The sequence below is a fragment of the Gilliamella sp. ESL0441 genome (assembly GCF_019469185.1).
In the GTDB taxonomy this organism is placed as follows: domain Bacteria; phylum Pseudomonadota; class Gammaproteobacteria; order Enterobacterales; family Orbaceae; genus Gilliamella.
The window spans coordinates 2631856-2653736 of the sequence record NZ_CP048264.1 but is presented as its reverse complement, the minus strand read 5'-3'; the positions used below and the strand labels follow the sequence as shown (position 1 = coordinate 2653736).

Annotated in this window: 22 protein-coding genes; 11 read left to right on the top strand and 11 right to left on the bottom strand. The window is 36.5% G+C overall.

Annotation, left to right across the window (positions count from 1 at the left end):
• Positions 1 to 3: 3 nt before the first annotated feature.
• A complete protein-coding gene (flgL, locus tag GYM75_RS11755) occupies positions 4 to 960 on the top strand; it encodes a flagellar hook-associated protein FlgL (RefSeq protein WP_220216108.1) in 957 nt (318 codons plus the stop codon).
• 156 nt (positions 961 to 1116) lie between these two features.
• Here the strand turns inward: flgL and flgJ are convergent, their stop codons facing one another.
• Genes flgJ through flgB form a run of 9 tightly spaced genes read right to left on the bottom strand, consistent with a single transcriptional unit; the run spans position 1117 to position 8349 of the window.
• Complete coding sequence (flgJ, locus tag GYM75_RS11750) at positions 1117 to 2160, bottom strand: flagellar assembly peptidoglycan hydrolase FlgJ (protein ID WP_220216107.1); 1044 nt, start codon at positions 2158 to 2160, stop codon at positions 1117 to 1119.
• 16 nt (positions 2161 to 2176) lie between these two features.
• Complete coding sequence (locus tag GYM75_RS11745; protein WP_220216106.1) at positions 2177 to 3286, bottom strand: flagellar basal body P-ring protein FlgI; 1110 nt, start codon at positions 3284 to 3286, stop codon at positions 2177 to 2179.
• An 11-nt stretch (positions 3287 to 3297) separates the two neighbouring features.
• A complete protein-coding gene (locus GYM75_RS11740) occupies positions 3298 to 3978 on the bottom strand; it encodes a flagellar basal body L-ring protein FlgH (protein ID WP_255556776.1) in 681 nt (226 codons plus the stop codon).
• A 21-nt stretch (positions 3979 to 3999) separates the two neighbouring features.
• The gene (gene flgG, locus GYM75_RS11735) at positions 4000 to 4782 is read right to left on the bottom strand and encodes a flagellar basal-body rod protein FlgG (RefSeq protein ID WP_220216104.1); all 783 of its coding nucleotides are present in this window, start codon (positions 4780 to 4782) and stop codon (positions 4000 to 4002) included.
• A gap of 15 nt (positions 4783 to 4797) precedes the next feature.
• Positions 4798 to 5553, bottom strand: a complete 756-nt coding sequence (locus GYM75_RS11730; protein ID WP_220216103.1) for a flagellar basal body rod protein FlgF — start codon at positions 5551 to 5553, stop codon at positions 4798 to 4800.
• 14 nt (positions 5554 to 5567) lie between these two features.
• Positions 5568 to 6779, bottom strand: coding sequence for a flagellar hook protein FlgE (flgE, locus tag GYM75_RS11725; protein WP_065558039.1), 1212 nt, complete (start codon positions 6777 to 6779; stop codon positions 5568 to 5570).
• Positions 6780 to 6795: 16 nt separating this feature from the next.
• Positions 6796 to 7515 carry a flagellar hook assembly protein FlgD gene (locus GYM75_RS11720; RefSeq protein ID WP_220216102.1) on the bottom strand — a complete coding sequence of 240 codons (720 nt, stop codon included), beginning with the start codon at positions 7513 to 7515 and terminating at the stop codon, positions 6796 to 6798.
• A 13-nt stretch (positions 7516 to 7528) separates the two neighbouring features.
• The gene (gene flgC / locus GYM75_RS11715; RefSeq protein ID WP_220216101.1) at positions 7529 to 7933 is read right to left on the bottom strand and encodes a flagellar basal body rod protein FlgC; all 405 of its coding nucleotides are present in this window, start codon (positions 7931 to 7933) and stop codon (positions 7529 to 7531) included.
• 5 nt (positions 7934 to 7938) lie between these two features.
• Positions 7939 to 8349 carry a flagellar basal body rod protein FlgB gene (flgB, locus tag GYM75_RS11710; protein ID WP_220216100.1) on the bottom strand — a complete coding sequence of 137 codons (411 nt, stop codon included), beginning with the start codon at positions 8347 to 8349 and terminating at the stop codon, positions 7939 to 7941.
• A gap of 153 nt (positions 8350 to 8502) precedes the next feature.
• On the opposite strand from flgB, the gene flgA reads away from it, so the two are divergent.
• From flgA to flhA, 5 genes are all read left to right on the top strand, one after another.
• Positions 8503 to 9162, top strand: coding sequence for a flagellar basal body P-ring formation chaperone FlgA (gene flgA, locus GYM75_RS11705; protein WP_220216099.1), 660 nt, complete (start codon positions 8503 to 8505; stop codon positions 9160 to 9162).
• A gap of 72 nt (positions 9163 to 9234) precedes the next feature.
• Entirely contained in the window at positions 9235 to 9531 is a 297-nt protein-coding gene (gene flgM / locus GYM75_RS11700; protein WP_220216098.1) for a flagellar biosynthesis anti-sigma factor FlgM, read from the top strand.
• Positions 9532 to 9557: 26 nt separating this feature from the next.
• Positions 9558 to 9992, top strand: a complete 435-nt coding sequence (locus GYM75_RS11695; protein WP_065558033.1) for a flagella synthesis protein FlgN — start codon at positions 9558 to 9560, stop codon at positions 9990 to 9992.
• A gap of 142 nt (positions 9993 to 10134) precedes the next feature.
• Entirely contained in the window at positions 10135 to 11274 is a 1140-nt protein-coding gene (flhB, locus tag GYM75_RS11690) for a flagellar biosynthesis protein FlhB (RefSeq protein ID WP_220216097.1), read from the top strand.
• 8 nt (positions 11275 to 11282) lie between these two features.
• Positions 11283 to 13370, top strand: coding sequence for a flagellar biosynthesis protein FlhA (gene flhA, locus GYM75_RS11685; RefSeq protein ID WP_220216096.1), 2088 nt, complete (start codon positions 11283 to 11285; stop codon positions 13368 to 13370).
• A gap of 107 nt (positions 13371 to 13477) precedes the next feature.
• Here flhA and GYM75_RS11680 read toward each other — a convergent pair whose 3' ends face one another.
• Entirely contained in the window at positions 13478 to 14113 is a 636-nt protein-coding gene (locus GYM75_RS11680; protein WP_220216095.1) for an NAD(P)-dependent oxidoreductase, read from the bottom strand.
• Positions 14114 to 14301: 188 nt separating this feature from the next.
• On the opposite strand from GYM75_RS11680, the gene GYM75_RS11675 reads away from it, so the two are divergent.
• The 3 genes from GYM75_RS11675 (at position 14302) to GYM75_RS11665 (ending at position 18358) form a co-directional block, all read left to right on the top strand.
• Complete coding sequence (locus tag GYM75_RS11675) at positions 14302 to 14637, top strand: helix-turn-helix domain-containing protein (RefSeq protein WP_220216094.1); 336 nt, start codon at positions 14302 to 14304, stop codon at positions 14635 to 14637.
• Between the two features lie 203 nt (positions 14638 to 14840).
• Positions 14841 to 17270, top strand: a complete 2430-nt coding sequence (locus tag GYM75_RS11670) for an McrB family protein (RefSeq protein WP_220216093.1) — start codon at positions 14841 to 14843, stop codon at positions 17268 to 17270.
• On the top strand, positions 17267 to 18358 hold the full coding sequence (locus tag GYM75_RS11665; protein ID WP_220216092.1) for a 5-methylcytosine-specific restriction endonuclease system specificity protein McrC: 1092 nt from the start codon (positions 17267 to 17269) through the stop codon (positions 18356 to 18358). Before GYM75_RS11670 ends, GYM75_RS11665 begins: the two co-directional genes overlap by 4 nt.
• Positions 18359 to 18533: 175 nt before the next feature.
• On the opposite strand, the gene GYM75_RS11660 is transcribed toward GYM75_RS11665, so the two are convergent.
• Entirely contained in the window at positions 18534 to 19082 is a 549-nt protein-coding gene (locus GYM75_RS11660) for a hypothetical protein (protein ID WP_220216091.1), read from the bottom strand.
• A gap of 206 nt (positions 19083 to 19288) precedes the next feature.
• Here GYM75_RS11660 and treR point away from each other — a divergent pair, with 206 nt between their 5' ends.
• Together treR and treB are read left to right on the top strand one after the other, a co-directional pair.
• Positions 19289 to 20257 carry a trehalose operon repressor TreR gene (gene treR / locus GYM75_RS11655; protein WP_220216090.1) on the top strand — a complete coding sequence of 323 codons (969 nt, stop codon included), beginning with the start codon at positions 19289 to 19291 and terminating at the stop codon, positions 20255 to 20257.
• A 173-nt stretch (positions 20258 to 20430) separates the two neighbouring features.
• On the top strand, positions 20431 to 21858 hold the full coding sequence (treB, locus tag GYM75_RS11650; RefSeq protein ID WP_220216089.1) for a PTS trehalose transporter subunit IIBC: 1428 nt from the start codon (positions 20431 to 20433) through the stop codon (positions 21856 to 21858).
• Positions 21859 to 21881 lie beyond the last annotated feature (23 nt).

Here is a 21881-nt window from a genome sequence, read left to right as displayed (position 1 = left end):
AAAATGCGTGTAAGTACCAATTCAATGTATCAAAAAAATTTAAATAGTATTTTAAATACCAATAATAAATGGCAAAAATCGGGGTTACATTTAGCAACGGGTAAAAAGATTTTATCGCCTTCTGATGATCCGATGGGCGCATCACAATCATTAATATTAAAACAAGCGCAATCTCGAAACGACCAATTTCAAGCCGCGCGTGAAAGCACCGATAAGTCACTTAGTCGTCAAGATACTATCTTAAAAGAAGTTAATACCGTCATACAAAGTATTCAAGAAACATTGGTTTATGCTGGTAATGAAACGTTAAATGATGAAAACCGACGTGATTTGGCAAATAAATTACAAGGTTTGAAAGATCAGCTTGTCGCGTTAGCCAATTCAAAAGATACTAACGGCAATTATCTGTTTGCCGGTAATAAAAATGATACGCCCCCTTTTGTGGTTAGTGAATCTGGCGAAGTGAGTTATGTCGGTGGCACCACCACAATTAATATTTTTATTGATGATTCACGCGAAGTCCCACTCAGTTTTACCGGTCTTGAAGCCTTTATGACAGGCTCTACCGTTAAGTTGCCAGACGGTTCGCCAGCAGAAAGTAATCTATTTGCGAGTATCGACTATGCGCTTGACGCATTAAAGCTCGATTTAGATGACAATAATGAAGATACCATTAAGCAATATCGAGAAGGCTTATCTAAAGCAAGTTGTGGCGTTGATAACTCATTTGATAATGTTTCGACCCTTAGAGCAAAAGGTGGAACTGTATTACAAGAAGTCGAAAGATTAACAACACTGGGTAAAACGCTAGATATTGAGTTTGAAACGCAAATTAGCCAACTTGAAGATGTAGATTGGTACGATGCCATTTCAGAATACGTTATGCTTCAAGCTAACTTACAAGCAGCACAGTATACATTTATGAACATGCAAAGCATGTCACTGTTTCAAATGAAATAGTCGAGTGAAAACAGATAATAGTATTTATTTCTACTCATTATAACTACAACAATATATATCCAACACGTTTAGGAGGCTTAAGCCTCCTTTTTTATGTCTTTTTTTAATGAGTCAATAATCACACAGTGGAATTGAAGGGTTTTACTGGCAAAAAAATTAATTAAACGCTATTTTCCTGAAACCTGAAACGGTCGTTATTGAATTTTGTTGAGCAATTTGTTCTATACGCGCAATAATTTGTATGAGCTTGTCACTGTAGTTGGGATCGGTTGCGTATTTTGCTGATTGTAATGCTTTGGCAGCGGTTCTTGCATCGGGGGCTTTGACCACCGCTTGATAGCGAGGGCTTTTGGTTAATAGATTGATATAGTCAGTTAATGCATGTTGTTTACTGGTATAGACTTTGAAATTATCTTGAATTTTTATCATTCGGTCATTGATAAATTCTTGTGTTGTTAAGCGGGTCGCATTACCTTGCCATGTTGGCGTGGCTTTGATACCAAAGTAATTATGGCTTGATTGGTTATCTGTGGTTTTAATCAGTTTTTGTCCCCAACCTGTTTCTAATGCAGCTTGCGCTATGATAACTTCGTAAGGTATACCTGAACTTTTTGAAGCTTGTTGAGCAGGAATAAGCCATTCTTTGATAAATGCGGTTACATGATCTTGATTTGCTTTATCGGCAGGTTTTAACGATGTGAGTTCAGATGCATTTATTTTTGAAGCATTATCGATTTTATGGCTATGATAAAGCATTTGTCCTAATGCTTCGGGCGTGACTGTCGCTGATGCGTTGCTAAATAAAGATTGTGCAAGTTTAAGGTTAGGTTGTTGCGACGATTTTTGGGGTTGAATAGGAATAGTGCCCGATGACGATACATTTGGTGACAAAGGTTTGCCATGCGTGAGTTGCTTGGTAATGATATTAGCAAGCCCCAACCCTTTACCTGCTGCTTGCAGAGCAATTTGCTGATCAAACATCGAGGTAAAGAGTTGGGTTGCAGGTTGATTGAATAATCCACTGTCTGGCACTGCTTTACGCATTGATTGCATCATCATATTAATAAATAGCGTTTCAAATTGTTCGGCAACTTGTTTAATACTTTGGTTAGTCCCTTTTGCCACATTGCGCTTTAATTGATTTAGTCCATTTACATCATAGGCAAAACGGTGAACAGATTGATTAATCAGATTATTCATATTCTATTTTTTATATCTAAATGGTTTCTAACGAAGCATGTAAACAACCGGCTTTTTTAAGTGCTTCAAGGATTGACATTAATTCGGTCGGATTGGCACCCAGTAAGTTGAGCGATTTTATCACACTATTTAAATTCACCCCTGCGGTGACTTTTTGCAATGCTCCACCTTGCTCTTCAACTGCAATTTGTGTTTCAGGTGTGACCGCTGTTTCCCCACCCGCTAAAGGTGTATTGGGTTGGTTAACTTTGAGTCTATTATTGACGACAACCGATAAGTTACCATGCGCGACAGCGCAGTTATCCAACTGGACTTTTTGATTCATGACCACAACCCCAGTACGAGTATTAATGACGACTTTGGCTGAGATCGGCGTTGCACCAATTTCAAGATTTTGTATTCGTGATAATAATTTAACCCGTTCTTGGCTGGTAACAGGCATTTTGACTGTCACCGTCGTACCGTCTTGTGCCACTGCGGTGTTTTTTTGTAATTTATTAATTGCTTCGGAGATTTTTAAGGCACGAGTAAAATCGAATTGATTCAGATGTAGGTGAATAATGTCTTGTTCATCTAATCGCATGTCTAATTCACGTTCAATCGTTGCACCATTCGGGATTGTCGCACCAGCTAATTGATTGATACTTACACTACTTCCGCCACTACTTGCGCCCATGCCACCCAGAAAAAGATTACCTTGAGCAATCGCATATACTTGGTTATCTGCGCCTTTTAACGGCGTCATAATTAATGTGCCTCCTCGTAAACTTTTGGCATTACCCAGTGAGGATACCACGACATCTATTTGTTGTCCTACTCGTGAATAAGCGGGTAATTTTGCTGTGACCATAACGGCGGCAACATTTTTAAGTTGCATATTGCTGCCTGTTGGAACAGTAATGCCTAATTGAGATAACATATTGGTGATACTTTGAATCGTAAACGGTGTTTGCGAGGTTTGGTCGCCTGTTCCATCAAGTCCCACCACAATGCCATAACCTACTAACGCATTATCACGTACCCCTTGTATGGTGACTAGATCACGGATGCGCTCAGCGTAACTATAAGGTATCGCTAAAATCATCATTAAGATAAAACAGATAAGAGTAGGTAATTTTTTTATCATGCTAAGACTCGTTAAAACGGTGAAAGATTGAGAAATAAACGCTGTAGCCAACCCATAGTTTGTGCTTCATCGATGTAACCATTTCCGACATATTCAATACGGGCATCGGCTACTTGTGTTGAGATAACGGTATTATTGCCGCTAATTGTTCGAGGGTTAACTACACCTGAAAATCGTATAAATTCCGTTCCTTGATTTATCGCAATTTGTTTTTCACCAATGACTTTTAAATTGCCGTTTATCATTACATCTTGTACGGTGACAGTAATAGTACCGCTAAAGGTATTTTTAGCGTTTGCTCCTCCAGATCCTTTAAAATCATTACCGCCAGACATGTCTGTTTCGACTTTTCCACGTCCAACCAGTCCATCTAAAAAAGTGGGCACAGCTTTTAGCCCTAAATTCAGTGAACTATTACGTCCAGCATTGATTGATGAGCTTTTGCTGGCACTAACGTTTTCTTGTAATACTATGGTTAGCACATCGCCAATATTGCGTGGACGGCGATCTTCAAACATGGGTTGATAACCAAAATTACTTGGTTGTGCTGCTTGATAGATAGAGCCGCTAGTGTTAACAATTTCTGGCATTTGCGGAACGATACTCGTTTCACCTTTGACTAATGGCTTTTTCGGTAACTGTGCGCAATTCACTAAGCACAGCGCAGCGATCACGATATACAGGGATTTCATCACGTTTATCATGGTATTAATTTATAACTGATTTAATCGTTGTAGCATCTGATCGGATGCCGAAATTGCTTTACTGTTAATTTCATAAGCACGTTGTACTTGAATCATATTTACCAGCTCTTCGGCAACATTGACATTCGATGTTTCGGTATAACCTTGGTATAGCAATCCTGCACCATTTAGCCCCGGGGTGTTTTCAGTCGGCACACCAGAACTTTCGGTTTCTAAGTAAAGATTTTCCCCCATGCTTTCAAGTCCTGCATCATTAATAAAGGTGTGTAATGTCAGTTGACCTACTTGCACTTGCGAGGATTGATTGGCAAGGGTGACATTGACAATACCATCACGCGCGACCGTCATTTTAATTGCATTTGCGGGAATATTAATGGTTGGTTGAATTTCATAACCGTTGGCAGTGACGAGTTGTCCATTTTGGTTAACTTGAAATGCGCCACTACGGGTATAAGCTTGGGTTCCGTCTGGTAATAGCACTTGGAAAAAGCCTTGTCCATTAATAGCAATATCACTACTGTTGTCGGTTAATTCTAAATTACCTTGGCTGTGAATTCGTTCGGTGGCAACCGGTCTTACCCCTGTGCCAATTTGTAAGCCTGACGGTAAGGTAGTTTGTTCTGAAGATTGTGCGCCCGGTTGGCGAACAGTTTGATATAGCAGATCTTCAAATACCGCTCTTTGCCGTTTAAAACCACTGGTACTGACATTGGCTAGATTGTTGGAAATAATATCCATATTCATTTGTTGTGCGGTTAAACCGGTTTTGGCAATCCAGAGTGATTTAATCATTGGTGATACTCCTAATTAAGTCAATGATAATATTTGATTCGCTTTTTGGGCATTTTCGTCAGCGGTTGTGATCCCTTTCATTTGCATTTCAAAATGGCGAGAATGGCTGATTAAATCAACCATTGCGACAACGGGATTAACATTACTGCCTTCCAATACGCCCGACATCAATTTGGCATTGGGATTATCGGGTAATACGGCGCCACGGGCATTGCGTGTTTGTTCAGTCAATTGAAACAAGCCATTATCACCGCGAGTTATTTCGTTGGGTTTAAGTTGGACTTTTTTAATTTTACCCACTTGGGCTATGGTGGTCGGTTTATCACCTGCGCCTAAAGCTGATAAAGTCCCGTCTGAACTGATACTGACTTTTGATTGTTGCGGAACAGTTAGTACACCGCCATCACCCATTAAAGGGTATCCTTGAACACGCAATGTACCTTCTTCATCAATTTGGATCGCACCATTACGGGTATAAGCCTCACTACCATCGGCAAGTTGTACCGCTAACCAGTTATCTTCGGCTAAAGCAACATCTAATTCTCGACCAGTATAATTAAATGCCCCCATACTGGCATCAAATGTGGGGGTGGTTGCCGTGACCATTGTTCGGGTTGGCATAGTGCTGCCAACAATAGGTATCGCTTTCATTGCGGCTAATTGGGCACGAAAGCCTGATGTTGAAACATTGGCTAGGTTATTACTGGTTATTGCTTGCCGATGAAGAGTCTGACTTGCTGCCGACATGGCTGTATAAATAACGCGATCCATAATTTATTCCTTAATTAACGCAAGTTAACCAATGTGTTAAGTATCTGATCCTGCGTTTTTATGGTTTGTGAATTAGATTGATAATTGCGCTGGGCAACAATCATGTTGACTAATTCTTGACTCATATCCACATTGGATGATTCTACTGCACCGCTGGTCAATGCGCCCATCGTGCCTGAGTTTGCGATACCTAATACTTCAGCGCCGGATTGAAGTGTTGAACGCCAATTGTTATTGCCTGCTGACTCTAGTCCGTTAACATTGGCAAAATCCGCCATCGCAATTTGACCTAACAACATGGTTTGTTGGTTAGAATAGATACCGTAAATCGATCCATCATTATTGATGTTGTACCCGACTAAGTCACCCGGTGCATAACCATCAACGACAGGGGTTTTGATACTGCCCACTTCTTTGCCCATATTTTGCTGAGAACTATTAGCCAGTGATAGTGTAAAGGTGTTGTCAGCCGAGCCATTAATACCGTTAATATTTACGGTCATTTCTGGATCACTGATTAATTTACCGGATGAATCAAATTCCATTTGCCCCATTTTTTGTAATGTTGCATTCGGGTCGCTGCTGTCAAGATAATGCACATCCCATTGATTATCGGCTGTTTTGACATAAAACAGTTGTACATTACGTTGATTACCGAGCGAATCGTAAGTTGTCAGCGTTGTTGAGTAGTTGAACGTATCGGCATCAAGTGCATTAATAGGCTGTTTTTCAGGTACCGTACTATTTGAGTTTAAGTTAGTTTGTAATGATGCTTTTGTTGTTGCGGCAGCATTTAACATTTCTTGCGAAATTTTAAGAGGCCCCGGTGCTGCACCTTGTGCAATTTGTGGCGGTGTGCCGGTGGCTAAGTAGCCAGTGAGTTGCAAACCATCCGCCGAAATGATGTTGCGCTCGGCATCTAATTGAAATTGACCATTACGGCTATAATAAATTTGTCCACTACTATCCACTAAGCGAAAAAAACCATTGCCAGAAATAGCAACATCTAAACTATTGTTAGTGGCGGTTGTTGTTCCGTCACCAAAATTTTGCATGACGGCTGCAACTTTCACACCCATACCAACTTTTGATCCGGCATACATGTCGGCAAATGAGATACTCGCACTTTTAAAGCCAACGGTTGCAGAATTGGCAATATTATTACCAATGACGTCTAATTGTTTTGATGCAGCATTCATGCCGCTAATTGCTTGAGAAAATCCCATTTGAATTTCATCTCCCTTAAAGAATTTGACGTACTTCGTCAATACTAATTGAACCAAGTATTCCTAAATCGAGTAATACTTTATTATTAACTTTACTGTTTATCACACCATAGACTACCGAATAGCCAAGTGACGTTGAGGATACTTTTTGTCCATCGTAACTGGCATTGACCGAAAAGGTATAACTACCATCTGGTGCGGTGGTGCCATCGTTCAGCTGACCGTCCCAAGTGAAGGAGCTAACCCCAGCAGGAATCGAACCTAAATCGACTTCACGTACGACATTACCATTTTCATCTAAAATCGTAATGATGACTGAATCAGCATCACGCATTAGCTCAAAACCAAATGGTGTGGTAATGGTTTCGGTTTCGTTATCAGTACCTTCAAGCTCAGAGGTCGCCACTAAAATTTTATTGCCAGGTACCATTACCCCTTTACCAATCATGTTGCTGGCATTGACCGATAAACTATCGTCAATTTGCCCAGACACCATGCCTAGCGTGGTATTTAATCTTTCAATCCCCGCTAATGTGTTAATTTGAGCAAGTTGCGAGGTTAATTGGCTATTATCCATTGGATTGGTTGGATCTTGATTCTTCATCTGGGCAATCAGTAACGTTAAAAAGTTATCTTGTAATTCTTTACTGGAATTGCCATCAGTTGTACTTTTTTGTTTGGTTTGAACACCATTTACGCCTACCGATTCGGATACAGACACATTTGTTACACCCATCTATCACTCCTTGCTATTGACCTAATGTCAATGTTTTTAACATTAGGCTTTTGGCGGTATTAATGACTTCGACATTGGCTTGATAGCTGCGTGATGCTGATATGGTGTTGACCATTTCGGCAACAACATCGACATTGGGTTTTTGGATGTAACCTTTCTCATCGGCTAATGGATGATGTGGCTCATAAACTAAGTTCATGGGTGACGGGTCTTCGATCACTTGGGCGACTTTAACGCCAGCAATACTATTTTGCTCACCGTTATTATCCACCTGAAAAATAACTTGTTTTGCTTGGTATGCTTTTCCTGATGTGCTGGTGATGCTGTCAGCATTCGCTAAATTACTGGCGCTGACATTCATTCGCTGAGTTTGTGCCATTAAGGCCGAGCCAGAAATTGCAAAAATTGAAAAACTCATATTGATTATCCTTGCTGTAATACAGACATTACATTTTTAAATTGTTCACCTAAAAAAGTTAAATTGCTTTGATAGTGGATACTGTTATCCATAAATGCTGTGCGTTCTTGATCCATTTCGACCGTATTACCGTCCGCTGATGCTTGATAAGGAATACGATAAAGCATATTTACATTTGTTATAGCAGGTGCATTGATCTGTATATGTTGATTCGACGTTACGTTAAGTTGTAGGTGATGGCGACTATTCTGATGAGTTAGTGCTTTTTTCAATTCGGCATTAAAATCAATATCACGCGCTTGATAATTCGGTGTATCACTATTAGCAATATTTGATGCTAAGATAGTTTGTCTTTTTTCACGTACATTTAATGCTTGTTGATGAAAATTAATAAAGGTGTCTAATTTATTCAGCATAAAATCGTCTCACTTTGTTTGATATTTAAAATTTTATGTGAATCAAAAAAAATTCATCGTATAAATAACAACAAAAATTGTCCTTATTTCAACATTCAATAAAATTGTTCATACAGTAAAATCGGCTTACAAATAATTTTAAAACAAGCAAATATGATTAAGGTTATTAGATTAATACAGCTTATTTCACTGTTATTGGTGACCAATATGGCGATGGCTGATTCATTTGAAAGAGCGGTGAATGATTTAGTTTCAAAACATATAACGGTTCCTGTCGATAATATTTCGATATCTTATATATCGCCTAAACCGCAGTTAATGTGTGATGAGCCCAAAATTACGCTACTGAATAATAAAAAACAGTGGGGTACGATGACCATTGGCGTTAAATGCGGTAATAAACCTCAGTATTTGCAAATAAAAGTCAGTGCTGAGGGACGTTATTTTGTCGCTGATAAACCTATAAGTGCAGGAACGATCATTACTGATGCACTGATACGGTCAAAATTGGGACGACTTGATCTTCTAGCCAATTCGGTAATTTTAAATAAGCAGCACATTATTAATCATATTGCATTACGTAACATTGAGCTTGATGAGCCAATTCGAACTTCAATGCTGCAACAAAATTGGCACATCAAGGCTGGTCAAATGGTGAAAGTCTTGATTAATGGAGAGGGGTATGTGATTGCAACAAAAGGTAAATCTCTTAATAATGGCGCCTTAGATGATCATATTAGTGTAAAGCTTAATTCTGGCAATATTGTTGAAGGTATTGTTACGCAAGAAGGTGTGACAATTTTCGATAAATAAAATTAATGATTTTTTTATTTTTGCCGATAATTAGACTAAACAAATCATTAAATTTTTGATCAAAGGTATTTTATGAGTATAGAAGCGACTAAATCGGTAACGACAATAGCAGGATTACTTAATCGTGATGTTATCAATGAGCAACAAAAAAGCCCACGATCATCTCAGCAGACAGAAAATAGCCTGACCAGCAGTGCTAATGTGACATTAAGTCAAAATACCTTATCGCTTTTACAGTCTACGCATAATGACATTGATATGGAAAAAGTTGATAACATAAAACAGGCTATTACTGAAGGTAAATTAGTGATAAACACCACAAAAATAGCTGATGAACTTATCAAACAGATGATTGAAAATATTGAATAGTTAGTAAAGTTTGAAAGGAAATAAAAATGTTAGAATTAAATGACATCTTAAATAAAATAACCGTCATGTTACAAACACTTTCAGACATTTTGCAGACAGAGCAACAAGTGCTTATTGAAAACAGTTCTATCAATCAACTCAATGAAATCATCAATAAAAAGAGTCAATTACTTATTGAATTAAAATTATTAGATGAAAAACGAATTAATACCAGTAAACAACTCAATCTATCTTCCCCTTATAGTGAAAATCCAGAACTGGCAGAGCAATGGCAATCCATTACAACCACTACGCGGTTATTAGCGAATATCAATCGTGATAATGGTTTGATTATTCAAAATCGTATGCATCGTACTCAGCAAACTATCGATCATTTAAAAAGTATTCATAATCCGGTTGTTTATACCAATAATGGTTATCAACAAACCGAAACAATCTCATCAAAACGAGCAAAAGTTTAATGATAATTGCGGTGTGTTCAGTGTAAACGCGTTAAATACACCTTAATTTGTCGTTTAATCAAGCCAATAACTTTAGTGTGTTAAGTACATACTGTGACTATTTTATTTCTATTTAGACAGTTAGATACTATTAACCCCTATCATGGCGAATGAAAGTGATGTAGATAAAAGCGAACGCCCCACCGATAGCAAACTAAAAAAAGCTAAAGAGAAGGGACAGATACCCCGTTCACGAGAATTGACTTCCGTCATTATTTTGTTGGTGGGCATTATGCTTTTTTGGTTAATGGGTTCTGCATTAGTCCAGAAGTTAATCATCATAATAAAAACTGCGATGCAGGTCTCTTTTCGTGTAAATGATGAATCTCGTATTCTGACCAATTTGATTGAGTTAATGACCGCTGGCTTTTGGGCTATTGTTCCTCTGTTTTTTGCCTTGGCTATCTTTGCTATTGTGGCGCCGCTTTGTGTGGGTGGCTTGTTATTTAGTTGGCAATCAATTAAACCCAATTTTAAAAAGTTGAATCCGATTTCTGGTTTTGGGCGGATGTTTAGTCGCCGAATTTTAGCGGAATTATTTAAAAGTATGCTAAAAGTCATATTAATTACCTTAGCTGCTTCATTGTTATTATTCGACTTGTTTCCAAATCTGCTTTCTCTTACAAAAATGTATTTAAATAGCGCATTAACAAAAGCGATAGATCTTATTTTGATTTGTGGATTATTCATGGTGTTATCACTTATTCCGATGGTCGGTTTTGATATCTTTTATCAGATTTGGAGTAATTTAAAAAAATTGATGATGTCAAAACAGGAAATTAAAGATGAGTTTAAAGAGCAAGAGGGGAATCCTCAAATAAAAGGCCGTATTCGGCAGATGCAGCAAGCCATGGCAAGGCGTCGCATGATGAAAGATGTCGCTAAAGCAAATGTCATTGTAACCAACCCGACTCATTATGCGGTTGCTTTACATTATGATGAAAAAACCATGATAGCCCCTAAAGTATTGGCAAAAGGAACCGATCAAATCGCTTTACGAATCAGGGAGATCGGCAATCAACATCATATTCCACAATTAGAAGCGCCACCACTGGCTAGGGCTTTATATCGTTATGGTGAAATTGGCGAGACCATTCCAACCGAATTATATACAGCTGTTGCGCAAATTCTTGCTTGGGTTTATCAATTAAAACGGTGGCATAAATTTGGCGGTGATAAACCGATTACACCTAACAATTTGCCGGTACCTGAGTCATTAGCAGAAAATCAACCAAGGCGGTAATTAATTACATGATTAAAAATAAAATAGTTTCGTTTTTATCAACCAATGGGCTTAAAAAAGGGCATTATCAAATTTTAGCAGGTCCACTGCTAATTTTATTGATTCTTTCAATGATGGTATTACCGTTACCTGCGTTTATTTTAGACCTGTTTTTTACCTTCAATATTGCGTTATCAATTATTATTTTGATTGTGGCATTGTTTACTAAGCGTGTACTTGATTTTGCTGCTTTCCCAACCGTGTTATTGTTTGCGACTTTATTACGCTTGTCATTAAATGTTGCCTCGACGCGGGTTGTTCTGTTAAAAGGTCATACTGGCAGTCATGCCGCAGGTCGGGTGATTGAAGCTTTTGGTCATTTTCTGGTAGGTGGCAATTTTGCGATAGGTATTGTGGTTTTTATCATTTTGGTGATTATTAATTTTATGGTTATCACGAAAGGGGCAGGGCGAATAGCCGAAGTCGGGGCTCGTTTTGCATTAGATGGAATGCCCGGTAAGCAAATGGCAATTGATGCGGATCTAAATGCTGGATTAATTGGTGAAGACGAAGCCAAAGCACGCCGAGCCGAAGTTACCCAAGAAGCCGATTTTTATGGTTCAATGGACGGAGCAAGTAAATTTGTTCGGGGTGATGCGATTGCTGGCTTATTGATAATGGCAATTACAATTATCGGTGGGCTGTTAGTAGGGGTTGTACAACATGGTATGGCACTAGCGGATGCGAGTCAGACGTATGTATTATTAACTATTGGTGATGGTCTGGTTGCTCAAATCCCTTCTTTAATTATTTCAACGGCTGCTGGCGTGATTGTGACAAGAGTGACATCACAAGAAAACATCAGTGAACAGATGCTAAACCAGTTGTTTAAAAATCCACAAGTATTAATCTTGACTGCGGTAGTCATTGGATTATTGGGTTTGATTCCGGGTATGCCAAATCTAGTGTTTTTACTGTTTACTGCGATATTAGTTGTGTTGTCTTGGTGGCTTAATAAGCAGAAGAAAAATGATACGACTGCCAGCACTAAGCAAGTTGATACGCAAGCAACGACACCTAGTAATATTGAAGCATCTTGGTCGGACGTCAGTATTGAAGATATTTTAGCAATGGAAGTGGGGTATGGGTTAATCCCTATGGTAGATCAGACTCAGAATGGTGAATTATTGGGTCGGATACGCAGTTTACGGAAAAAGTTTGCTCAAACGTTTGGTTTTTTGCCGCCTCAAGTTCATATCCGAGATAATTTATCGCTCGCGCCTTATCAATATAAATTATTTATTAAAGGCGGGGAAATAGGAAAAGGTGAAATCGTAAATAACAAATGGTTAGCGATTAATCCGGGGAATGTGACAGAAACCATTGACGGAATACCCACTACCGAGCCTGCGTTTGGTTTACCTGCGGTATGGATAGACGCAAGTAATAAAGAAAATGCTCAAATTTTAGGTTATACCGTTGTTGATACCAGCACCATGATTGCGACGCATTTTAATCATTTGTTACAACAGTTCGCCAGTGATTTATTAGGACGAGTGGAAACACAAGAGTTATTGGATCATGTTAAACAAGATATTCCAAAATTGGTGGAGGACTTCATACCAAGCGTCATTACGTTAACGACGTTTCATAAAATACTCCAAAATTTAATCGCCGAAAAAGTGTCAATACGTGATATGCGCACAATTATCGAAACCATAAGCGAACATGCACCGAATCAAAACGATGCTTATCAATTGCTTAGCCTAGTGCGAATAGCTTTAGGAAGAGTGATAACACAACAATGGTTTCCGGGGAATGGGGCAATTAATGTCATTGGTTTAAATGTGAATTTGGAACGATTGTTGTTACAAGCACTCCAAAATACCAGTAATGTTGAACCGGGACTGGCGGATCATATTATTCAACAAGTTAAGCAAGCTTTAAATCAGCAAGATGCCATTGGTGCACCGCCTGTACTCTTGGTTAACCACACATTAAGGCCGATGCTATCACAATTTTTAAGACCCCATTTTCCACAGCTAGTGGTATTGTCAAACTTAGAAATCACGGATAATCGAGAAATTAAAATGACTTGTCAAATTGGTGTAGAATAGTACCAGTAATTTGATTAATCACGCTTAAATTGAAAATTCAGTAATAAAAAGCGCTATCATATAGTGAACAGGCATTAGCCGTTCACTATATAAAATAGGTTGTTATCTTATTCTGTCACTACTGTAAAACGTTGTTTAATGTGTTTGGCATTTTCTGCTTCATCAACCATGGCAATGGCATAATCAGCATAGCTAATTTGGCTTTTTCCTTGAGTATTGAATAAGACCTGTTCACCGCCTGCTTTGTAGTGACCTGTTCTTGCGCCATCGGCAATAAACTCAATAGCTGGGCTTAAGTAAGTCCAGTTCACATCCTGACATTTTTTTAATTCATCAAGTGCTTTAGCCATATTATTAGCTAGTGGTTTGAATTCTTCTGGAAACTCGGGTGTATCAACTAAACGAATAGTATGTTCAGGATTGACATATAAACTACCTGCACCACCAACAACTAATAAACGGTTAGGTTTACCGCTTAAAATATCAGTTAAATGTTTTAAACTTGTTTGATGTTGAGGCAGTGATTCAAGGCTCCATGTTGCAAATGCATCAACAATCACATCAAAAGGTTTCAAATCTTCATAAGTCAGATCAAATAGATCTTTAACTAAGATTTTTGCATTAGGGTCAACATGAGAATTTGGATTACGGACAATTGCCGTCACATCATGCCCACGTGCAATTGCTTCTTTAACTATCAGACTGCCAGATTTACCACTTGCACCAATAACAGCTATTTTCATCTTTTTACTCCTTTATTCTTTTCAATTTAATAATATTGTTGGATTCTGGTTTTAGGTTCTGTAAACAAAAATCGTTAAGTAATGAATATTTTTAGATTAATATTCAAAGTATCTATTGTAAAGTAGGTACTAAACAGTAATATAGTTACCAAAATAATACTATAATTGATTTTAAAGGATTTTTTACTATGTCTCTCAATGAAAATTTACCCCCTTGTCCTGTCGAAACTACGCTTATGCTAATGGGCGATAAATGGAAAGTATTAATTGTTCGTGATTTATTAACGGGCACTAAACGCTTTGGCGAATTAAAAAAATCCTTAGACGGAATATCACAAAAAGTCTTAACCCAGCACCTACGTGCAATGGAAAAAAATGGATTAATTCATCGCAAAGTCTATGCCCAAGTACCACCTAAAGTTGAATATACCTTGACCGAAGTCGGACAAAGTTTAAAACAGGTTCATGATGCTATGTTAGCGTGGGGAAGTGCTTATAAATTAAGGCAATGTGTTAAGAAATAGGTTTTTAACATGAATAAAAAGCTATTTTTTGCCAATTATATTCAATGATCTTTTTGTTAATAATTATTTAAGAATTTTTTTGAAAATTTGACCTATATCACACATTTAATTAGATTTGTTCACTTTTTTATCTTGTTTTAAGTTAAACTTCGTTTCAAAAATTTATCTTTACAATAGATTATCTACTTTTGAAAGGAAAAACATTGGAAGCAATAAAAACATATTGGTTTTTAAGCGCTAAATTTAATGGTAGTGAAGACCAAACAGAACGTTTTGTTAAATTAGGTATTTGGGAAAATGGTTACGATAATAAATACTTAAATACCGTACGAACCATTTCAGTTGGTGATCGAGTTGCGATCAAATCCACTTATAATTTAAAAAAGAATTTACCCTTTGATAATAAAGGTCAAGCTGTTTCGGTCATGGAGATTAAAGCGACCGGTATTGTGACAAAAAATTATGGTGATGGAAAGTTATTAGAAGTTAATTGGCAAAAAAAGAATTTGAATAAAAAATGGTTTTTTTATACCAATATGGCTACTATTTGGAGTGTTAAAGATGATGAATGGTTATCAAAACAATTAATCAATTTTACTTTCTATAATGAACCACAGGATATTGACTATTTTCGGAATGCGCCTTATTGGCGATCTCGTTATGGTGATGTTGCCAATCGTACCCAATTGTTCAGTTGGGTACGTTTTTATGAAGCTATTGCAGATAATTTATTAATTTATCTAGACAAAAGCAAACGTTCAATATTAATGGAATTTGTAAATCAGCTGGCCACCGAGTTTAAGCTGTCTTATTTACTCGATAAAGGTTTACAGGATATTTGTCCATTTACTGTATTAGGAACATTTAATCGTCATATTAAAGAAACGACAAGAATAGAAATAGCTAAAAAGTGGGCTGAATTTCTTAATATTGAAGAATCTGTCCCTAACTCTTTTGAGGGCATACCATTACTTAATAATCAACTATCTTGGTTTTTTACCAACTCCGAAAATCAACAACAAGAGATTGATAATTTGTGGGAATTTTATGATATTGCACTGAAATTTTCTAATGTTGATGAAAACTATCAAGATGAGTTTGAACAAAAATTTGACTTAGTCATGTCGCAATCATATTTTCCATGGCAATTAACTAGTGGTTTATTTTGGATTCGTCCTCATGCCTATGTCGTATTGGATAAAGCTTCAAAAACTTATCTTACTGATGAATTGGCGTTGATAAAAGATGATCGATTATCTAAAGAGCATTTTAATGGTAATGTTTACCTAAAATTACTTGATGATTTAGCAACGAGATTTAACGAAGATTACTTTCCTATTCACTCTTTTCCTGAGCTTTATTTCACTGCATTACGTAAATATGAAAATCGCACATTAATTAATGAAAATTTAGCATCTAATAATCAATGGCAAATTATATTATTACAATTCATCCAAGAACTTTGCCAAGATAACGGAAGTAATGTTTTTAATTGTAAAGAGTTGCTGGATAAATACGGACAACAACTTGAGGAGGAATTTCCAAATAATAGAGTTACAAGTAACTTGTTAACTTACACTTTACAACGAATGAAAGATAAAAAATTTTTTCAGTTTTTGGGGAATGGTAAATATCGGTTACTTAATCATAATATTGATGGAAAAAGAGGAGAAATCATGGAAAATGAACCAGATATTGATGCACCATTAACTGATGATCCATTATTTGTTAAGCATCCTTATACATTAAAAGATTTAATTCAAGAAGATTGTTTTATCGATAAACAGCAATTGCAACAAATGATATCCAGTATAACAAAAAAGAAAAATATTATTTTACAAGGTCCCCCTGGTACGGGTAAAACTTGGTTAGCTAAAAGATTGGCTAATATTGTAATTGGCTATAAAGATTCAAATAATATTCGAGCAATTCAATTTCATCCTAATCTATCTTATGAAGATTTTATTCGTGGTTTTCGTCCCGCTAGTGATGGTAAGTTAGCGCTGATCGATGGTCCTTTTTTGGAGATAATTCATCAAGCCAGAAATGATCCTCAATCTAAATATGTTATGGTTATTGAAGAGATTAATCGAGGTAATCCCGCACAGATTTTTGGTGAAATGCTAACACTGCTTGAAGCTGATAAGCGAACACCGAGTGAAGCATTAGAATTGACCTATCGCCGTGAACAAGAAAATGGAATATATATTCCCGATAACTTATATGTCATTGGTACGATGAATATAGCGGATCGTTCTTTAGCATTAGTCGATTTTGCACTACGTCGACGTTTTGCGTTTTTTACTTTAGATCCTAATTTTTCAGAAAAATGGTTAAGCTATATGATTAAAAAAACAGGGCTCAATAGTAAGCTTTTAGAAGAAATAAAAGAAAGAATGAATGAATTAAATGAATTCATTGCTCAAGATAGAATGTTAGGAAGCGCTTTTGCTATTGGTCATAGTTATTTAACTCATCATAGAGCTATACCGAAAAGTGAAGGTTTAGTGTGGTATCAAAATATTATTGATACAGAAGTTAAACCATTATTGGAAGAGTATTGGTTTGATGAAAAAGATAAACTTAACAAAGCAATGAAACTTATTACGATTGCATATAAACAATCTCAATGAATACTAAATCGACAATAAAACAAAATATCACATTAAATAAAATACCTATTAGAAACATATGGTTACTTTTATTGTATGCATCAGATTCTTATAAAGAGCTTGATGAACACCAGCGAATAAATTTTGAAGAAAATCCTGAAAAAATTGTTGAGCTGACTGCTGAAATTTATTGCAAGGCAGTGCACAAAGGATTGCGTTATTCATTATCTAACAGTTATCAACCTGAAAAGCAGGTTTTAACACGTGTTAGAGGAAAAATTGATTATTTAACTACCACACGTAAATTATTACTTGAAAAAGGTAAAATCCATTGTCGATATGATGGATTAACAAATAATACACCAAAAAATCAATATATTCATGGTGCTGCTCATGTTTTATTAAGGCAATTAAATAATGATGAATTGATTAAGCAATGCAAACAAATAACCAATCGTTTTAAAGAGTTAAAAATCGGTAAATCTAACTATTACAACCCTGTTATCGATCAGTTCAATCGATCAAATCCTCATGATAATCTATTAGTTTCGGTGGCTAAATTGGTTCATAGTTTGTCTATTCCAACAGAATTATTCGGTAAAGAAACACTTAATACGTTGGAGAAAACTGATCAGTGGTTAAGAGCATTATTTGAGAAAGCGGTAATTGGTTTTTATCGGGTTAATCTCAATCCAAATGAATGGCAAATCGAGTCTGGTAAAAGGTTTAAATGGCAATGTACCCAATCGACGGACAACATTGGACAGTTTATGCCAGAAATGATTACCGATTTAATTATAGAAAATAACAAAACAAATTCTCGCTTAATTGTGGATACTAAATGTACATCTATTTTTAAAAAATCAAGCCATTCATTTATAACAGATCATTTATATCAGCTCTATGCTTATGTAAGAAGCCAAGAAAAAATTGACGACCCTTTATCGTTTTCAGCATCAGGTATGTTACTTTATCCAACAGTGGATGAATCAATAAATGAACATACCCTAATTCAAGGACATCAATTAAATTTTTCTACTATTGATTTGAGACAAGAAAACATGAAAATTAAGGATTGTTTACTGTCTTTATTAGCTCAAAGTACATAAGCAATCTACATCAAGATTCGACACCATTAGAATGCATTGATGCATTCAATCGAAAAGTTTATAACCAAGCACCACCTAATATGGAATTCATACATTACCAATGTTGCTCAGTGTTTAAGACAAGAGCATACATAAGATAAATAAATTAATAGGATAATATTGATTAAGCAAAGAATTATGGTTCATTAGCCTCAAATTTAGAACAAATAAAATAAAAATCATTCGGCTTTGAGTCTTTATCCTGACCAATAATTATTGTATCAAGGTAAAGTTTATTGTCCGTAATAGGGGTAATATCTTTTCGGTATATGTCTGTATCATTCAATGGAATGGGTTCTTCACAGCTACGCAATATAGCGTTAGCACCAATCAATTTAGCGAACTTGTGCATATCACCTTTGGCTTTAGCATAAAAAGATGTGACGAAATTATCGCTTTCATAACGAATCATATTAACCCATACATTCTTGATTTTGATAGGTCGCTCAAAATGGTATTCGATTTCAGTGATATTATCTTGTTGTTTGTTTTTTATGGTAATTTTTTGTTTTCCAAGTTCAGCAATGATTTTTTTATCTTCGATGGCAAAAGGCTTTGATTGACATAATAGAGCAGTTTTAAATTGTTCTGTAACGGTAGCTATTTTTGTGACATCACTTGATGCGTGTCCGGATAAACTGACAAAAAATAAGATATAACCTAACAGTAAATATAATTTTTTCATGTTTAATAGCTTGTCGTAAAGTGAGATATTGAGTTAAACAGTACTACTAATGACCTGTTAAATTTTAATCTGATTCTACCATTAGACATCAAATCAGGTATATCAATATTTCATGGTTTTTAATAGCATCCAAGCAGCTACCATATCGCAATTTTGTTGAAACTATATTACTATAATTTTATTGATCTTTATTCAGCAAAATTATTATGAGCAAGTCATCGAGCCACTTAACCATTAAGGATATTGCCAAACTTAGTGGAGTAAGCAAATCAACGGTTTCAAGAGTAATTAACCATGACCCAATGGTGAAAGAAGAAACACGTAATAAAGTCAATGCTATTATTGAACAATATCAATTTACGCCGTCTAAATCTGCAAGAGCAATGCGAGGTTATGGTAATAAAGTGATTGGTATTATTGTCACTCGTCTCGACTCGATGTCTGAAAATCAAGCTGTCAGTAGCATGCTGCCAATATTTTATCAACATGGCTATGACCCGATTATTATGGAAAGCCAATTTAATGTTGAAAAGGTTGAAGAACATTTAGCCATGTTGAAAGATAAGCAGGCTGACGGTGTCGTGGTTTTTGCCTTTACAGGATTAGATAAGGGAGTATTGTCTTTCTGGCAAAATAAGAGTGTGGTTATTGCTCGTTCATTCCCTAATCATATGTGTGTTTGTTACGATGATATCGGCGCAGTAACCCGCTTACTTGAGCATTTATATTATCAGCAAAAACAGCGTAATATTGCTTATATTGGTATTGAACAGCAAGACCAAACTACCGGTGCACTACGTTATCAAGCTTATCTGGATTTTTGTCAGCTTCATCAAATAACGCCTAAAGCTTGTTTAGGAAAATTAAGTTACTTATCAGGCTATCATCTTGCTCAAACAGTCATTAAATCATCACCTTCTGCCATTGTTTGTGCGACTGAAACGCTTGCTTTAGGCTTACATAAATATCTTCATGAAAAGCAATATAAAAATATCATTGTTGCGAGTATCGGGCAGAGTGAATTGCTCCGTTTTCTTTTTCCACAAACGTTATCTGTGGAGTTAGGTTTTGATAAAGCTGGAACTTATACCGCTCATGAATTACTCCGAATGTTAACCAATGGGGTGGAACTTAAAACGGTGACGATCCCTTGCCAACTGGCTGTTAATAAATAGCAATAACAATCTAACAGTATTATATTTTTTAGTAATTATGTGAGATCTATCACAAATAGGGAACGTTCCCATTTATTGTTTGTCTTTTTCAATCTATGCTGAATCCTAATTTAAACATAGCCAATGTATTAATAGCTAATTCGGCTAAATATTTATGATAGGGAGACTTGGAGATGGCTAAAGATCCTAATATCGCCTCAGAATCGATAACTGCATTGATTGATTGTGTGGGTGGAAAAGAAAATATTGCGAGTGTTACCCACTGTTTAACACGATTAAGATTTGCACTGTCTGATCCCAAATTAGCCGATATAAAAGCCATAGAGGAATTACCTTTTGTAAAAGGTTGTTTTAATAATGCTGGGCAATTTCAAGTCATTATTGGTACCAATGTGGATAGTTATTATAAAGCTTTAACTCAGCATTTAAATCTTGATGAATCAACTAAAGAGCAAACTAAAGCTGCTGCGAAACAAAATATGTCTTTTTTTGAAAGACTAATTTCGAACTTAGCAGAAATTTTTGTACCCTTGCTGCCTGCTTTAATTGCAGGCGGTTTGTTATTGGGGTTACGCAACATTATTGGAGATATGCCCACTATTAATGATAGGCCATTAATTGCAACTTATCATTGGCTAGCGCCTATATACAATATACTTTGGCTACCTTGTGAAGCGATTTTCAATTTTCTGCCGGTAGCTATATGTTGGTCTACAGTCAAAAAAATGGGTGGTTCGCCTGTTTTAGGTATCGTATTAGGCATTACTTTAGTTTCACCACAATTGATGAATGCTTACGATCTGGGCAGTAAAATACCTGAAGTGTGGGATTTTGGGTTGTTCACCATCCAAAAAGTAGGGTATCAAGCACAAGTGATTCCATCGATTTTTGCTGGTTTAGCGTTAGGGTGGATCGAAACTCGATTACGTAAAATTATACCTGATTATCTTACGTTGGTGATTGTTCCGATCGTATCGCTACTGCTTGCTGTTTTTCTGGCACATTTTTTATTAGGCCCTTTAGGGCGAATGTTAGGTAATGGTATTGCCTATGGGGTTAGATATTTGATGACTGGAGATTATGCCTTCATTGGTTCGGCTATTTTTGGTTTCTTATATTCACCATTGGTAATTACCGGTATTCACCATACGACATTAGCCATAGATATGCAGATGACCCAAAATATGGGGGGAACACCTATTTGGCCAATTATTGCGTTATCAAACATTGCTCAAGCCTCGGCGGTGGTGGGGATTATTTTAGTCAGTAAAAAACATAACGAACGTGAAGTGTCTGTTCCTGCTGCCATATCAGCTTATCTGGGCGTGACTGAACCGGCGATGTACGGTATCAATTTACGTTATAAATTCCCTATGCTATGTGCCATGATTGGTGCGGCCTTTGCTGGCTTAATTTGTGGTTTGTTTGGGGTATTATCTAATGGTATAGGTGTGGGTGGATTACCTGGCATTTTATCCATAAAACCGATTTATTGGGGAATTTATGCATTAGCCATGGTTGTGGCAATTGTCGTACCTATTGTTTTAACATCAGTTGTTTATAAAATAAAATTGAAAAAAGGTACGTTAGATATTCGCTAAACACGATTTAATAACCGTTAACC

What these genes read in the sequence shown, in the direction of transcription:
- flgA (WP_220216099.1), top strand. Translation starts at nt 8,503, where the DNA reads ATGATTAAGGTTATTAGATTAATACAGCTTATTTCACTGTTATTGGTG.
- treB (WP_220216089.1), top strand. Translation starts at nt 20,431, where the DNA reads ATGGCTAAAGATCCTAATATCGCCTCAGAATCGATAACTGCATTGATT.
- GYM75_RS11745 (WP_220216106.1), bottom strand. Translation starts at nt 3,286, where the DNA reads ATGATAAAAAAATTACCTACTCTTATCTGTTTTATCTTAATGATGATT.
- GYM75_RS11665 (WP_220216092.1), top strand. Translation starts at nt 17,267, where the DNA reads ATGAATACTAAATCGACAATAAAACAAAATATCACATTAAATAAAATA.
- treR (WP_220216090.1), top strand. Translation starts at nt 19,289, where the DNA reads ATGAGCAAGTCATCGAGCCACTTAACCATTAAGGATATTGCCAAACTT.
- GYM75_RS11675 (WP_220216094.1), top strand. Translation starts at nt 14,302, where the DNA reads ATGTCTCTCAATGAAAATTTACCCCCTTGTCCTGTCGAAACTACGCTT.
- GYM75_RS11680 (WP_220216095.1), bottom strand. Translation starts at nt 14,113, where the DNA reads ATGAAAATAGCTGTTATTGGTGCAAGTGGTAAATCTGGCAGTCTGATA.
- flgM (WP_220216098.1), top strand. Translation starts at nt 9,235, where the DNA reads ATGAGTATAGAAGCGACTAAATCGGTAACGACAATAGCAGGATTACTT.
- flgC (WP_220216101.1), bottom strand. Translation starts at nt 7,933, where the DNA reads ATGAGTTTTTCAATTTTTGCAATTTCTGGCTCGGCCTTAATGGCACAA.
- GYM75_RS11740 (WP_255556776.1), bottom strand. Translation starts at nt 3,978, where the DNA reads ATGAAATCCCTGTATATCGTGATCGCTGCGCTGTGCTTAGTGAATTGC.
- GYM75_RS11720 (WP_220216102.1), bottom strand. Translation starts at nt 7,515, where the DNA reads ATGGGTGTAACAAATGTGTCTGTATCCGAATCGGTAGGCGTAAATGGT.
- GYM75_RS11660 (WP_220216091.1), bottom strand. Translation starts at nt 19,082, where the DNA reads ATGAAAAAATTATATTTACTGTTAGGTTATATCTTATTTTTTGTCAGT.
- flgG (WP_220216104.1), bottom strand. Translation starts at nt 4,782, where the DNA reads ATGATTAAATCACTCTGGATTGCCAAAACCGGTTTAACCGCACAACAA.
- flgE (WP_065558039.1), bottom strand. Translation starts at nt 6,779, where the DNA reads ATGGGATTTTCTCAAGCAATTAGCGGCATGAATGCTGCATCAAAACAA.
- flgL (WP_220216108.1), top strand. Translation starts at nt 4, where the DNA reads ATGCGTGTAAGTACCAATTCAATGTATCAAAAAAATTTAAATAGTATT.
- GYM75_RS11730 (WP_220216103.1), bottom strand. Translation starts at nt 5,553, where the DNA reads ATGGATCGCGTTATTTATACAGCCATGTCGGCAGCAAGTCAGACTCTT.
- GYM75_RS11695 (WP_065558033.1), top strand. Translation starts at nt 9,558, where the DNA reads ATGTTAGAATTAAATGACATCTTAAATAAAATAACCGTCATGTTACAA.
- flgB (WP_220216100.1), bottom strand. Translation starts at nt 8,349, where the DNA reads ATGCTGAATAAATTAGACACCTTTATTAATTTTCATCAACAAGCATTA.
- flhA (WP_220216096.1), top strand. Translation starts at nt 11,283, where the DNA reads ATGATTAAAAATAAAATAGTTTCGTTTTTATCAACCAATGGGCTTAAA.
- flhB (WP_220216097.1), top strand. Translation starts at nt 10,135, where the DNA reads ATGGCGAATGAAAGTGATGTAGATAAAAGCGAACGCCCCACCGATAGC.
- flgJ (WP_220216107.1), bottom strand. Translation starts at nt 2,160, where the DNA reads ATGAATAATCTGATTAATCAATCTGTTCACCGTTTTGCCTATGATGTA.